Annotated in this window: 14 protein-coding genes; 8 read left to right on the top strand and 6 right to left on the bottom strand. The window is 65.9% G+C overall.

Annotated elements, in window-relative coordinates:
• Positions 1–34 precede the first annotated feature (34 nt).
• Complete coding sequence (locus ABIA90_RS18925) at positions 35–1,249, top strand: RluA family pseudouridine synthase (RefSeq protein ID WP_208087421.1); 1,215 nt, start codon at positions 35–37, stop codon at positions 1,247–1,249.
• 197 nt (positions 1,250–1,446) lie between these two features.
• On the opposite strand, the gene ABIA90_RS18920 is transcribed toward ABIA90_RS18925, so the two are convergent.
• A complete protein-coding gene (locus tag ABIA90_RS18920; protein ID WP_354117802.1) occupies positions 1,447–1,893 on the bottom strand; it encodes a hypothetical protein in 447 nt (148 codons plus the stop codon).
• Between the two features lie 74 nt (positions 1,894–1,967).
• On the opposite strand from ABIA90_RS18920, the gene ABIA90_RS18915 reads away from it, so the two are divergent.
• The 5 genes from ABIA90_RS18915 to ABIA90_RS18895 all read left to right on the top strand — a co-directional run bounded on the left by ABIA90_RS18915 (position 1,968) and on the right by ABIA90_RS18895 (position 6,338).
• Entirely contained in the window at positions 1,968–2,762 is a 795-nt protein-coding gene (locus ABIA90_RS18915; protein ID WP_354117803.1) for an ATP12 family chaperone protein, read from the top strand.
• A gap of 56 nt (positions 2,763–2,818) precedes the next feature.
• A complete protein-coding gene (fliK, locus tag ABIA90_RS18910) occupies positions 2,819–4,411 on the top strand; it encodes a flagellar hook-length control protein FliK (RefSeq protein WP_354117804.1) in 1,593 nt (530 codons plus the stop codon).
• Positions 4,408–4,671 (top strand): EscU/YscU/HrcU family type III secretion system export apparatus switch protein, encoded by a 264-nt coding sequence (locus tag ABIA90_RS18905; RefSeq protein WP_354117805.1) that lies wholly within the window; start codon positions 4,408–4,410, stop codon positions 4,669–4,671. Before fliK ends, ABIA90_RS18905 begins: the two co-directional genes overlap by 4 nt.
• Positions 4,672–4,759: 88 nt before the next feature.
• The gene (locus tag ABIA90_RS18900) at positions 4,760–5,617 is read left to right on the top strand and encodes a penicillin-binding transpeptidase domain-containing protein (RefSeq protein WP_502916624.1); all 858 of its coding nucleotides are present in this window, start codon (positions 4,760–4,762) and stop codon (positions 5,615–5,617) included.
• Between the two features lie 64 nt (positions 5,618–5,681).
• Positions 5,682–6,338, top strand: a complete 657-nt coding sequence (locus ABIA90_RS18895) for a carboxymuconolactone decarboxylase family protein (protein ID WP_354117806.1) — start codon at positions 5,682–5,684, stop codon at positions 6,336–6,338.
• 143 nt (positions 6,339–6,481) lie between these two features.
• On the opposite strand, the gene ABIA90_RS18890 is transcribed toward ABIA90_RS18895, so the two are convergent.
• From ABIA90_RS18890 to ABIA90_RS18880, 3 genes are all read right to left on the bottom strand, one after another.
• Positions 6,482–7,477 carry a dienelactone hydrolase family protein gene (locus ABIA90_RS18890; RefSeq protein ID WP_354117807.1) on the bottom strand — a complete coding sequence of 332 codons (996 nt, stop codon included), beginning with the start codon at positions 7,475–7,477 and terminating at the stop codon, positions 6,482–6,484.
• 74 nt (positions 7,478–7,551) lie between these two features.
• Complete coding sequence (locus tag ABIA90_RS18885; RefSeq protein ID WP_354117808.1) at positions 7,552–8,145, bottom strand: hypothetical protein; 594 nt, start codon at positions 8,143–8,145, stop codon at positions 7,552–7,554.
• A gap of 143 nt (positions 8,146–8,288) precedes the next feature.
• Positions 8,289–8,693 (bottom strand): DUF4260 domain-containing protein, encoded by a 405-nt coding sequence (locus ABIA90_RS18880; RefSeq protein ID WP_354117809.1) that lies wholly within the window; start codon positions 8,691–8,693, stop codon positions 8,289–8,291.
• 149 nt (positions 8,694–8,842) lie between these two features.
• Between ABIA90_RS18880 and ABIA90_RS18875 the strand changes: the two genes are divergently transcribed.
• Together ABIA90_RS18875 and ABIA90_RS18870 are read left to right on the top strand one after the other, a co-directional pair.
• The gene (locus ABIA90_RS18875) at positions 8,843–10,375 is read left to right on the top strand and encodes an acyl-CoA carboxylase subunit beta (RefSeq protein WP_166097198.1); all 1,533 of its coding nucleotides are present in this window, start codon (positions 8,843–8,845) and stop codon (positions 10,373–10,375) included.
• Between the two features lie 110 nt (positions 10,376–10,485).
• A complete protein-coding gene (locus ABIA90_RS18870) occupies positions 10,486–10,833 on the top strand; it encodes a hypothetical protein (RefSeq protein WP_354117810.1) in 348 nt (115 codons plus the stop codon).
• A gap of 105 nt (positions 10,834–10,938) precedes the next feature.
• On the opposite strand, the gene ABIA90_RS18865 is transcribed toward ABIA90_RS18870, so the two are convergent.
• Both ABIA90_RS18865 and ABIA90_RS18860 read right to left on the bottom strand, forming a co-directional pair.
• Positions 10,939–11,595: a glutathione S-transferase family protein gene (locus ABIA90_RS18865; protein ID WP_354117811.1), complete on the bottom strand. Its 657-nt coding sequence runs from the start codon at positions 11,593–11,595 to the stop codon at positions 10,939–10,941.
• Positions 11,596–11,790: 195 nt separating this feature from the next.
• Complete coding sequence (locus ABIA90_RS18860) at positions 11,791–13,749, bottom strand: alpha/beta hydrolase domain-containing protein (protein WP_354122463.1); 1,959 nt, start codon at positions 13,747–13,749, stop codon at positions 11,791–11,793.

The raw sequence follows: 13,749 nt of genomic DNA, 5'->3' as shown, positions 1-13,749 counted from the left end.
GACGGGAGCCGGCTTTTAGGGTACGCAGGCAACCATGAGCCGCCGCATCAAGAGAATGAACCCAAAGCCCCGCTCGCGTGACGAGCGCGACGATTCGCGTCCATTCAAGGCGCGCACTGCGAAGAAGGCGGGACCACGGCTGGGTGGCAAGCCGGGTGCGAAGCCGCCGCGCTTTGCGGCGGAGCGTGCTGAGCGGCGGCCGCCCAAGGCTGCGCCCGAAGTGGCTGCGCCGGCAAAGCCCGTCGAGGCGCTGCTGCCGACCAAGGTGCAGACCGTCAAGGTGACGGCTGACGAGAACAACATGCGCGTCGACCGTTTCCTCGAAGCGCGCTTTCCGGGCCTGTCGTTCTCCCACATCCAGCGCGTCGTCCGCAAAGGCGAGTTGCGGGTCGACGGCAAGCGCGTCGACAGCAAGGACCGCCTGGAGGAGGGCCAGAGCGTCCGCATTCCGCCGCTGAAGCTCGACACGCCGAAGGCGGCCAGCCCACTGTCGGAAGCTGCGCAAAAAACGCTTGCCGCGCTGAAGGAGATGACGATCTACGAGGACGACGACGTCCTCGTCCTGAACAAGCCTCTCGGCCTCGCCGTACAGGGTGGCTCGGGCATGACACGGCACATCGACCAGATGCTGGAGGTGATGCGCGATTCCAAGGGCCAGAAGCCGCGCCTCGTGCACCGCATCGACCGGGAGACCTCGGGCTGCCTGCTGATCGCCAAGACGCGATTTGCCGCCTCGCATCTGACCGGCGCCTTCCGCTCGCGGTCCGCGCGAAAAACCTATTGGGCGCTGGTGCCAGGTCTGCCGAAGCCGAAGCAGGGCCGCATCTCGACCTTCCTCGCGAAGGAAGAGAGCGAGGACGACACCATCATGCGCATCGCCCAGCATGGCGACGAAGGTGCGAGCCACGCGGTGACGTATTATGCGGTGGTCGAGACCGCCGGCAACAAGCTGACCTGGGTGTCGCTCAAGCCCGTGACCGGCCGCACCCATCAGCTGCGCGCCCACATGGAGCATATCGGCCACCCCATCGTCGGCGATCCCAAATATTTCAACATCGAGAACTGGCAGCTGCCGGGCGGCCTGCAAAACCGGTTGCATCTGCTTGCGCGCCGCATCGTCATTCCGCATCCCCGCGGCGGCGTGATCGACGCCACCGCGCCATTGCCGCCGCACATGCAGCAGTCGTGGAATCTGCTCGGGCTCGATGCGAGCCGGTTTGATCCGATCGAGAACGCGCCGGAAGAGTAGGGATTGGACGTGCCGGCTGCGGCAGTTGCGCGACCGAGTAAGCCACATTCTCCGGTGTCATCGCCCGCCTTGTGCGCAATTGCGCACTGGGGCGGGCGATCCAGTACTCCGAGACGGTTGCGGTTGAATCGATAGGCCGCGGCGTACTGGATGCCCCGCCTTCGCGGGGCATGACAGCTGTGAGTCGAACAACCCCCTCACTTCCGAAACTGCTCCAGAAACATCCGCAGACTGTCATGCGGGCTCTCGACATCCGTGATCAGCCAGCCTTCGGGGCCGTTGACCAGGACGAAGTTCAGCGTGACCTTCCGCCCGCGATTGTCGAAATTCGCCGCGACATAGGTCTTGTCGTATTGCCTGCGAACGACCGCGATCGCTACCGGGCCGAGCTTCCAGCTCGGGCTCTGCACCAGGAAGTCGTAGGGCTCGACCCTCGGCGCGCTCCAGGCCTTGCGCAGGCTGGGGTCGAAGAATTGCCGGGCAGAGGCGGCATCGCGCGGCAGGCCATTTGACAGTTCCGGCGCGCCTTCGCCGTAATGCGCGTAGACATTGCGGACCAGCGATTCCGGGGTGCGGAAACCGGCGTCCGCCGCGGCCAGCCAGAGCCCGGCGAGAAGGGCCGCAATGCCCGCAAGTTCCCTCATGTCTTGCCGCTCGCTTTATCAGCCGCCGGTCTTGGCTTACAAGCCTAGCATCCAGAGACCGGGGCCGAAACGAGATGCGCGAATTGTTCGATGAGGTTGCGGGGCGATCCCCGCTCGATCCGCAGGAGGCGGTGCGTCAGGCCGCGCGTACGCCGCAGCGCAAGCGCTTCTACAAGGAGGCGGGCGTGGCCGAGGCCGAGGGCGGCCTCGCCATCACGCTGGACGGCAGGCCGATCCGGACGCCATCGGCCCGGCAGGTGGTGATCCCGTCGCGCGCGCTGGCCGATGCTGTGGCCGCGGAATGGGCGGCCCAGGGCGAGACGATTAATCCAGTGACCATGCCGCTGACGCGGATCGCCAACAGCGTCGTCGAGGGTGTCATCGATCGCGTCGAGCTCGTCAGCGAGGACCTTGCAAAATACTTCGAGACCGACCTGCTGTTCTATCGCGCCGGCCACCCCGAAGGGCTGGTCGCCCGCGAGGCCACGCATTGGGACCCCGTGCTGTTCTGGGCCGCGGAGACGCTGGGCGCGCATTTCATCCTGTCCGAAGGCATCATGCATGTGAAGCAGCCGGCGGAGGCGGTTCAGGCCGCCCGCGCCGCGCTCCCCGGTGATCCCTGGTCGATCGCGGCGCTCCACGTGGTCACGACCCTGACCGGTTCGGCGCTGCTGGCGCTGGCGCTCGCCCATGGCGTGCGCGATGCCAGCCAGGTCTGGGCCGCCGCCCATGTCGACGAGGACTGGAACGCCGAGAAATGGGGCGTGGACGAGGAGGCGGCTGCCCGCCGCGCCGCCCGCCTGAAGGATTTTGAGGCCGCCGTGGCAGTGCTGGCGGCCGTGAAGCCGCAAGCGAACAAAGGTCCTTAACGAGAGGTTTACGAGGGCGGCCTTAGGGTGGGGCCAGCGTTCCCTGGGCCCCTGAAATGCCGACGCCGATAAGCTCGATCGTTCCCATCAGTGCCGCCAGCCCTGTGGCTGATGCGGCGACGCCCGATCTCGTGCTCCAGGCCGGCAGCGTCGTGGACGCAAGGGTCGTCAGCGTGATGGCCAACAATCTGGTGCGGATCGCGATCGCCAATCTGTCGATGGATGTGATGTCCGAGGTGTCATTGACACCGGGGCAAAATCTCCAGCTCGCAGTGTCGCAGAACGACGGCACCATCAGGCTCGCCATCATGAACGGGGCAGGCGAGGCGACGGCCGATCAGATCACGCTGACGCCGCGGGCGGCTTCGCTCGTGGACAGCCCGCCGCTTGCGCCATCTGCGACGACCGCACGCAACACGCTGACGCCGTTGGAGCAGGTCGCCGTCACCGTGGCTTCGGCCGAGGCGGTGACAAAACAGGGCAGCCAGGCGCCGCTGTTCGCCAATCTCGCCTCCGTCGTCACCGGCAGCGATCTGCCGGCGGGACTGAAACAGGCGGTGCTGGACGTGCTGGCGCAGCAGACGCCGCTCAACACGGCTCTCGACGGCGGCGATATCGAATCCGCCTTCCAGAAGTCCGGCCTGTTTCTCGAGGCCTCGCTCGCCGCAGGTACGACGCCGTCCTCCGGCGCGATGCCGGACCTGAAGGCCGCGCTGCTGGTGCTGCGCCAGACATTGGCCACGCTCGAGACCGCAACTCTACAGGCGCAAGGCGCCGCGATCGCTACGGCGGGGAAACCGCAGGTCGACGCCGTGCCGGGTCAGGCTGCATTGCCGTCGACCGAGCTCGATATGGCCCAACAGCCGCAGATGCCGCGCAGCGCCAATCTCGCGGCCGCTGTGCTCGCCGACATTGCCGGCGGCGCTCCGCAGGCCGCGATGCCGCGAACCATGTCCGCCGGCCTTGCCGCGGCCCTCCTTCAAGAGGTCACGCAAAACCTGCCGCGCCTGATCGGCAACGTGCCGGGCTCCAACAAGGCCGTGCCCGACGGCCATCTCTTCGAGGCCGCGGCCCGCGCGACACCGCCGCCGTTCCGTGGCGCGCTGCCGGCGCCGCAGGCGATCGCCTTGCCATCGCTCGTGCCGGATACGCCGCTCTCCGCAACGGTGCACCGCCTGCTCGACGACACCGATGCCGCGATCGCGCGTCAAACGCTGCTCCAGGTCGCTTCGCTGCCTGATCGCGCCGACGCCAGCGGTCACCGCATCGACCCGACCGTGCCGCAATGGAATTTCGAGATTCCCTTTGCGACCCCGCAGGGCACCGCGATGGCGCAGTTCGAGATCTCGCGCGATGGCGGCAATGAGTCCTCTGATCCCGCCAAGCGCGCCTGGCGCGCGCGCTTCACGCTCAATGTCGAGCCGGCCGGCCCCGTGCATGCCCTGATCACGCTCAACGGCGACAAGACCTTTGTGCGGATGTGGGCGGAGCGGCCGGCGACCGCGGAGCAGCTCCGCGCCGGCATCGGCGAGCTCAACCAGGCCCTGACGCGCGCCGAGCTCAAGCCCGGCGACATCCTGGTGCGCGACGGCACACCGCCGCAGCCGGCACCGGCCCGCGCCGGCCACTTCCTGGATCGCGCCACATGAGCGATCCATCCAGGCTCGCCATTGCGCTGCATTACGAGAAGGGCAGCAACGCGCCTGTCGTCGTCGCCAAGGGCAAGGGTACGATCGGCGAAAAGATCGTCGAGATCGCCAAAGCCAACGACATTCCGATCGAAGAGAACGAGATCTTGGCCGGCGCGCTGTCCAAGGTCGAGCTCGGCGAGGAGATCCCGCCCGACCTCTACAAGGCCGTCGCCGAAGTGCTGGTGTTCGTGCTGAGGCTGTCGGGCCGGGGGCGGTAGAGCATGATCCGGAAAAGCGTGCAGCGGTTTTCCGACAAGATCATGCTCAGGAAATAACCTGTCATCGTTTCACCACGATAGCGGCTGCATGGTCGCGGCCATCTTCATTGCTCAACGGATACCGCTCTTGCTGACCCGCCGCTCCACGCTCGGCCTTCTCGCCGCAGCCGCCACCATGCCGCAGCGCGCGTTCGGCCACGTCGCGCCGCCGCGCAACGAGATCCGCGACAGCCTGGCAAAGCGCTTCACCGACCTCGGTACATCAGGCACCTTCGTCGGCTACAAGGTCGAGGACTATCTGATCGTCGCGAGCGACAAGGAACGTTCCGGCGAAGCGAAGCTGCCGGCCTCGACCTTCAAGATCCCGAACTCGCTGATTGCGCTGGAGACCGGCGTGGTCACCGATCCCGACAAGGACGTGTTCCCCTGGGACGGCGTGAAGCGGCCGATCGAGGCCTGGAACATGGACCACACGATGCGCAGCGCCATCGCGGTCAGCGCCGTGCCGGTCTATCAGGAGATCGCGCGCCGGATCGGGCAAGAGCGGATGCAAAAGTATGTCGATCTGTTCGACTACGGCAATCGCGATATCGGCGGCGGCATCGACCAGTTCTGGCTCACCGGCAATTTGCGCATCGATCCGGTCGAGCAGATCGATTTCGTCGACCGGCTGCGCCGCCGCGCGCTGCCGATCAGCAAGCGCAGCCAGGACCTCGTCGCCGACATCCTGCCGGTGACCAAGGTCGGCGACAGCGTCATCCGCGCCAAATCCGGCTTGCTCGGCGCCGAGCGCGGCGAGCCGTCGCTTGGCTGGATGGTCGGCTGGGCCGAGAAGGGCGAGGCGCACACCGTGTTCGCGCTCAACATGGACTGCAAGGAGCCGCGTCTCGTCGGCGAGCGCATGCCGTTGACGCAAGCCTGCCTTGCCGAGATCGGCGCGATCTAGCTGGCGCGTACGAACCTGCTAGCATCCTTCCGACCAAACAAAAGAAAAGGTCGGGAGGATAAAAATGAATTCAACGCCACTCTGGCTGTCGTCGCTCACGTTGGCCGCCGCCGGCGGCTGGCTCGCAGCCACGATGTTTGCCGCACCCGCCACCAGCAAGGAGCCGCGCTTTCCGCAGCTCACCATGGACCAGCTCGACGCCAAGCAGAAGCCGCTCGGCGAGCAGATCGTGAAGGTGTCGAGCGTCGGCATCGGCGGGCCCTACAATCCGATGATCCGCAGCCCGGTGCTCGGCCAGCGACTGTTCGACCTGTTCTACTATCTGCGCTGGGAAACCTCGGTCCCGACCAAGCTGAATGAGTTCGCGATCCTGATCATCGGGCGGCAGTGGCGCTCGCAGGTGGAATGGTTCGCGCACGCGCCGCTGGCAGCCAAGGCGGGCCTGTCGCCTGATATCATCGCGGAGCTGAAGGCCAACAAGCGGCCGTCGAAAATGGCCGAAGACGAGGCCGTGGTCTACGACTTCGTCACCGAGATCACCACGACTAAGAAGGTTTCCGACGAGACCTACGCGCGGGCGAAGAAGGTATTCAACGATCAGCAGATCGTCGATCTCACCGCCGTTGCCGGCAATTACGTGATGGTCGCGATGCTGCTCGCCATGGCGGAAGAGACGGTGCCGCCGGACAAGCAGGAGCCGTTCAAGCCGGGCGAGCCGTAGCGGTTTTTGTTGCGGCCATCCTTCGAGACGCCCGCTGCGCGGGCTCCTCAGGATGAGGACCTGTATCGTGGCGAGATATCAGACCCTCATGGTGAGGAGCCCGCGAAAGCGGGCGTCTCGAACCATGAAGGCCCGCCTGCTTCTCACCCCAACTTGAACAGCGCTTGCAAAAATTCCTCCACCGCCTTGCGCGACTCCGCGGCGGTCGTGGGGTTGCCGCCGACATGCGGGTTCAGCTCGACGCAGGCATCCCTATAGGTGAACGGCGCGTTGGTATCGCCGTTCATCAGCACGCCGCCGTCGCCTTCCTTGATATGGCAATTGCGCACGGTCTGCGCGTTGGCCGACACCGCAACGGCGCTGACGCCGAGCAGGCCACTATCGAAGCCGTGCGCGCTGTCGGGGTATTCGGTCAGCACCACATCGCGCCCGGCCGTCTTGAGCCGTCCGACGAACGCCTTGCAGCTCGTCACGGGATTGTAGTCGTCGGGCGTGCCATGGAAGATGCGGATCGGGCGTGCGGCGACGTCGCCGTCGCTTTGATACGTCGTCGAGCAATCCGGATAGAAGGGAATGTAAGCCGCGAACTGCACGCCGGACTTGTTCCAGAGCTTGTTGAAGCGCTCGAGGCTCGCATAGAGCGTCGCCTGTCCTCCGCGCGAGAAGCCCATCAGCACGATGCGGTCAGGATCGACGCGGGGATGCTTCGCAAGAATCTCCAGTGAGCGGTAGATGTCGACGATCAGGTTGAGCCGGCCAAGCAGGGCCTGGTTCGGCCCCACCACCGTCAGCCCGCGGCCGGTAAAACCGTCGATCACGAAGGTCGAGATGCCCATGGCGTTGAAAGCGTGCACCCAGGCCTCGGTCGTGGCGCCGACGCCGCTCGAGCCGTGCATCAGCACCACGACGGGAAGCTTGCCGGTGCCCTGGGCGACGCGGAATTCGCCAGCGACCGTCACCGGCTTGCCGGCCGCCGCATCGCCGCTGAGGAATTGCTGGTCGGAGAGGGTGAGCGAGGGGATCGGATAGATCTCTGCGCGGGTGGCGACTTCCTTCGGCAGGGATTGCGCGTTGGCGCCAATGCCGGCGAGCAGTGTTGAAATGCAGAGCGCCATAGCGACGCGGAATGCGGTCGGCATCGTGATCCTCCCCCTATGATTTTTATGGAGTAGAACAATGGACCTGCGCGCTGTCAATTTGATGCGCGACGACCTCAGGCCTTATCCGCCTTCTTCGCCATCAGCGCCTGGTCGATCGCAAAGCCGCCGATCTCGCTCATCGCTTCCGAGATCACGTCGCCCTTGCGGGCAAAGCCGGCGGAGAGGACATCGAACTGCATCCGTGCCAGACGCAGCACCTCGAGCGGCACCGAGACCGCGGTGTCGTTGAAGCTGTCGACGGAGGCGCGCAAGCCGTCGAGCTCGGTGGTGAGCTTGCCGATATGGCTTTCCGCATCCTGCATCAGGCCGAGCAGCTTGCCACGCTCGGCGTCGAACGCCGCGCGCTCGGCCGCCGCGGCCGCGGTTACCTCGGCGAGCTGAGTCCCCAGCGCCGCGATCTGGCTGACCATGGCGCTTGAGGCGAGCGCGGTCGCCTCGCGCAGGTCTACAAGGCGCTTGTTCTCTTCCTGTTGCTCGTGAAACAGCCGTTCGGCCGACATCGCCCGTTGCTTGAGTGATTCGATCAGCGCGGCCGCGCGCAGCAGCATCTCGCCGTTGCGCCCCGACACCATGCTGGCCATCCGCCGCAGGAAGTCGGTGGTTTCGGACGGGCTGTTCGGCGGCAGGGGGACGACCGTGGCGGACATGGGTGATGCTTGCAGCCAGACGTGGTGACCGCCGCCGTACCGACTGAGCTCACGCAACATTCGGCGCCTGATCGTGAAGGGAGCAAGCCTGAATCGGCCGGCCCGGTCAACCGGTGAGGGCCGACAAAACGACGGCAATCCCCTCAGGCGTCTTTCTGGCGGCCGATCCGCCCGAGATGGGTGAAGCCGAACCCGGCCGAATATTTCAGGCCGTAGCCGAGCGCCCGGTCGATGCCGATATGGGCGAGCCAGATCATGGCGATGGACAGCGTGAGCGGCGAGGCGAAGCCGAAGCCCAGCGTCAGCAGCGCCACCGGCGCCATGTAGCTGTGGGCGGCATTGTAGACCAGCGCCCCGAATCTGGCGTCGGCGAGGTACGCCAGGAAGCTCAGATCGGGGACGAAGAAGAGCAGGGCGAACACCAGCCACGAGCCGCCCCAGGAGGCGTAGAGCATCACCATGCCCGTGAACAGGGTCAGGCCTTCCAGCCGCAGCAGGATATTGACGCCGCCGGTCGCCGCGCCGGTCTCGGCCGTTGCTTCATTCATCGTCGTCTCCCAGGCAAAACTTTGTAATTCCTTGCGCTTTCCCGCTGCGGCAAGGCAGCCCTGCGGCGCCGAAAGCGGCTTCCCGGCCCGCAAAATGCCGTGTTAGAACCCCCGGCAATCGCATTTAGGCTAAGAACTGGCGGGAGCAAATGAAGAATATCCTGGACGCCCTTGAAGATCGTCGCGCCGGCGCAAAGCTCGGCGGCGGGGAGAAGCGCATCGAAGCGCAGCACGCCCGCGGCAAGCTGACCGCGCGCGAGCGCATCGAGCTCCTGCTCGACAAGGGATCGTTCGAGGAGTTCGACATGTTCGTCGAGCACCGCTCCACCGAGTTCGGCATGGAGAAGAACAAGATCCCCGGCGACGGCGTCGTCACCGGCTGGGGCACCGTCAACGGCCGCAAGACGTTTGTGTTTGCCAAGGACTTTACGGTGTTCGGCGGCTCGCTGTCGGAGACCCATGCGCTGAAGATCACGAAACTTCAGGACATGGCGATGAAGGCGAGGGCGCCCATCATCGGCCTCTATGACGCGGGCGGCGCCCGCATCCAGGAAGGTGTCGCGGCGCTCGCCGGCTATTCCTATGTGTTCCGCCGCAACGTGCTCGCCTCGGGCGTGATCCCGCAGATCTCGGTCATCATGGGCCCTTGCGCCGGCGGCGACGTCTATTCGCCGGCGATGACCGACTTCATCTTCATGGTGAAGAACACCAGCTACATGTTCGTCACCGGCCCCGACGTGGTGAAGACCGTCACCAACGAGGTCGTCACGGCCGAAGAACTCGGCGGCGCCTCGGTGCATGCCACGCGCTCCTCGATCGCGGACGGTGCCTTCGAGAACGACGTCGAGACGCTCTTGCAGATGCGTCGCCTGATCGACTTCCTGCCGTCCAACAACACCGACGGCGTGCCGGAATGGCCGAGCTTTGACGATATCGGCCGGGTCGACATGTCCTTGGACACGCTGATCCCCGACAATCCGAACAAGCCCTACGACATGAAGGAGCTGATCCTGAAGGTCGTGGACGAGGGCGATTTCTTCGAGGTTGCGGATGCCTTCGCCAAGAACATCGTCACCGGCTTCGGCCGTATCGCCGGCCGCACCGTCGGCTTCGTCGCCAACCAGCCGATGGTGCTGGCCGGCGTGCTCGACTCCGACGCGTCGCGCAAGGCCGCGCGCTTCGTCCGTTTTTGCGATGCCTTCAACATCCCGATCGTCACCTTCGTCGACGTGCCGGGCTTCCTGCCGGGCACCGCGCAGGAATATGGCGGCCTGATCAAGCACGGCGCGAAGCTGCTGTTCGCCTATTCGCAGTGCACGGTGCCGCTGGTCACCATCATCACCCGCAAGGCCTATGGCGGCGCCTTCGACGTCATGGCCTCCAAGGAGATCGGCGCCGACATGAACTACGCCTGGCCGACCGCCCAGATCGCCGTGATGGGCGCCAAGGGCGCGGTCGAGATCATCTTCCGCGCCGACATCGGCGACCCCGACAAGATCGCCGCGCGCACCAAGGAATACGAAGACCGCTTCCTGTCCCCCTTCATCGCCGCCGAGCGTGGCTACATCGACGACGTCATCATGCCGCACTCGACGCGCAAGCGGATCGCGCGTGCGCTGGCGATGCTGAAGGACAAGAAGGTGGAAACGCCGGCGAAGAAGCACGACAATTTGCCGTTGTGAGGCCTCGTAGCCCGGATGGAGCGTAGCGAAATCCGGGTCTTGCCTTAGTCCCGCATGTCGCTGCGCTCATGCGGACGACTGGTTTCTTCTGATTTGGCATCTCGATCCAAATGACCGAAGACGATCCGACCGACGAAATCTCCGACATCGAGGATCGGATCGAGCGGCTGGCCGAGATCGCCGAGCGGTGCCGGAAGTACATCCTGGCGTCGAAGATCGCCATCGGCGGTGGTGCGGCGCTATTGTTGATCACGATCCTCGGCTTGTTTGGGACAGGTCTGACCGCGGCGCTCGGATCGATCGCCCTGGTGCTGGGCGGGATCGTGTCGCTCGGTTCGAACATCAGCACGTTGCAGCAAACCGAGAGCGCCATCGGTGCTGCGGAGGCGCTTCGCGCGCAACTGATCGGCAGGATCGATCTTCGCGTGGTTGAGGACACGCCGCTGAAGTTGGTGTGAGGCGAAGTTCGTAGGGTGGGCTAGCCCCGCGACTGCGCGAAGCGCAGTTCGCGCGGCGTAACCCACCATCCTTGTTGAAACATGCGCTGGCGGATTACGCTTGCGCTAATCCGCCCTGCGTTTGGCATCCGCCGCAGCGAAATGCGTCATCTGATCGGCGTGTGCTTTTGCGAACGCCGGACGGCCCGTGGCGCGCGCGACGTAGTCGCGGCACGCCGGATGCTCTGTCAGCCCATCGAAGCGATCGACGACGCGCAGCACGTCCGACATCAGGATGTCGGCGACGGAGAAGGAGCTCGCCAGCCATTCACGGCCGGCCAGCACGGTCTCCATGTGCTTGAGGCGTAGCTTGAGGAAGTCGTCGACGAATTTCACGGCAGGCGAGCCATCGTCACTGCCGGTGAACTTGAACATCGTCCAGGGCAGGGCCGGCATCTCCACCGAATTGAGCGCGGCGAACACCCACTCCTTTGCCTCGCTGCGACCGCGCGGATCGGTGGGCATCAGCCTGTCGCTGAGCTCACCGAGATGCAGCAGGATTGCGCCGCTCTCGAAGATCGAGAGGTCGCCGTCGGTCAGCCACGGCACCTGGCCGAAGGGCTGGTGCGCGAAATGTGCGGCATCCCGCGGGCCGAACGGCACGCTCGCGACGTGGTAGGGCAACGCGGCTTCTTCCAGCGCCCAGCGCACGCGAAGGTCGCGCACGAAGCCGCGCGGCATCTCGGGAACCCAGTCGAAGGTGGTGAGCGTGAGGTTGGCCATGCGGTGTCTCCGTGCTGTCTGGGCATAGGACGGATGAAGGACGGGCGTTCCGACAGCGTGAAACTTTTTTTCTCCGCGGGCAGCGACCGTAGGGTGGGCAAAGGCGCGCTTGCGCCGTGCCCACCATCTTTTGGCCGACGACAGAAGTGGTGGGCACGCTCCGCTTTGCCCCCCTACGGGGCCACTGGGCTTCGCTCACTGCCCGAGCTTCGCCAGCTTGCCTTGCTTCGCGGCCTCGACCGCGCGCTCCGCATCCTCCGGTAACAGAATTCGCTCCGCCATCTGCCGCGCCGCCTCGCGCCGGACCGCGGCCACATACGCTCCATCGTCTGCATAGCGCTCCGCGATCGACAGTCTGGGATCATGCACTTCCTTGCGCGCGGCTTCCGTCGGCGCGAACGGCACCACCGCGCCTTGCAGCGGATAGAGCGCCGTCGGGCCAAATCCTTGCGCGCGCGGATTCCATGCGGTGTAGGTCGCGCGCGGCACCGCGAGCGCAAGCTGGCGGATACCTGCGATGGCCGTGCCGTCATTGTCCGCCTTCGGCACGAACACGGGATAGCGGCCGATCTCCTTGGGCGGCAGCACGCTCTGGTCGGAGAAGGCGGCGAGCGTATGGATGCCGGCATAGGGCAAGCCGGGGATATCCATCGGCACCGCGCCTTGCGCCGGAACCAGCGTGCCGTGGGCGCGCATGGGGACGCGGCTTGCGGGCGGTTTGATGCCGTCGCTGATCCAGGCGTTGAGGTCGGTGAGCAGCGCGCGCATCGGCCCGCCCGCATGCATCGGGTTTTGCGGCAGCGACATCGCCGGCACGCCCTTGCGCATCACGTCGGAAGCTTCGGCGAAATGCGGCGTGCCTGCGATCATGTAGGCGCGGACGTTGTCGGGCAGATCGAGATGGTTGCCGGCGAGGTCGGTGACCAGCAGCGAGGCGTGCGAGGCCCACCATTCGTGCTCGCTGTCGGTCTGCATCACCTTCGGGCACGTCGCCGAGAGCGCGCAGCGGCGGAGCAGGCCGTCGGTCTTGCCGGAATAGGGATCGCTCAGGCTCGCATAGGTGAAGGGGAAGAGATCGGCCTGCCACGCCGGATCCTGCGGATGGCGCGGGTTGCGGCCGGGCTGGCCGAAGCGGACGTTGGTCGCCATCCGCCGCGTGCCCGCGACATGCGGCATCAATCCGTCGAACACGGTGCGCCCCTGAAGATCCTCGTTGAAGCCGAGATAGAGGAAGTCGCGGAGAAAGCGGCCGGATTGCGACACGCCGAAGCCGATGGCGCGGCTGACGGAGGGATGCAGGCCGTTCAGCAGCGGGTTCGCTTGCGTCTCATCGTGGCGGAGAAAGCTGACGACGTCGCGCACGGCGGCATAGCCCATGCCGAGCGGCACAGGATCGCGCGCGGTGTAGGTGATCTCGTAGAGCGCGCCGGCATCAAAACCGTCGGGCCGGGTGATCTCCACCGTCACGGGATCGACGAGCTTTGCGAGGAGGCCGGAAGGCGCCTGCCGCGCATCGGCCCAGGCGGCCCGTACGGAGACCTTGAGGTCGGCGGCGTCAGTCGCCGGCCAGGTCAGCGTCGCACGCGCGGGATTGGTCGTGTTGTCGAAGACCACCTCTTCGCGCGCGGGCCCGGTGACGGTCTTCAGCACCGGTGCCGTCATCGCCATCTGGCCGGGCTTGGAGGGGATGTCGCCCTGCCAGCCGACCCAGACCATCGTAAAACCCTGGCGGTGCAGGAAGCCGATGCCGGCATCCTCGGCCTTGTCGGCATTGTTGGCGCCGGGCTGGGCGGAATCGTCGAACAATTGCGGCGCCAGCTTGCGGCCGCGATTAGGCACCTCGAGCAGCAGCGTGCCGTTGCCATGGGTGGGATCGGTGGGCCGCAGGATCACGACGTCGGCGGTGGCTGCCACCTTGCCGTCGGAGCTACGCGGTGCGATCGCGAGGTCGGTGATGACGGCGTTGCGATCGTCGGACGGGTTGAGCGCGAAGGTCGCGCGCGCGGTGATGCGCTCATAGGTGCCGACATCGCCAAAGCTGCGCCCTGCAAAGGCGGGCTCGCGCGCGAGGATGTCGAAGCGGATGATTTCGGCGAGCGAGGCCGTGGGCCACAGGCAGGTGATCGCAACGAGGCCCGTGATGATCCTGCGCAT

The organism is Bradyrhizobium sp. LA6.8, assembly GCF_040547935.1.
Classification (GTDB): Bacteria; Pseudomonadota; Alphaproteobacteria; order Rhizobiales; family Xanthobacteraceae; genus Bradyrhizobium; species Bradyrhizobium barranii.
Note: the sequence above shows the minus strand (reverse complement) of the source record. Positions and strands in the feature narration are given on the sequence as shown.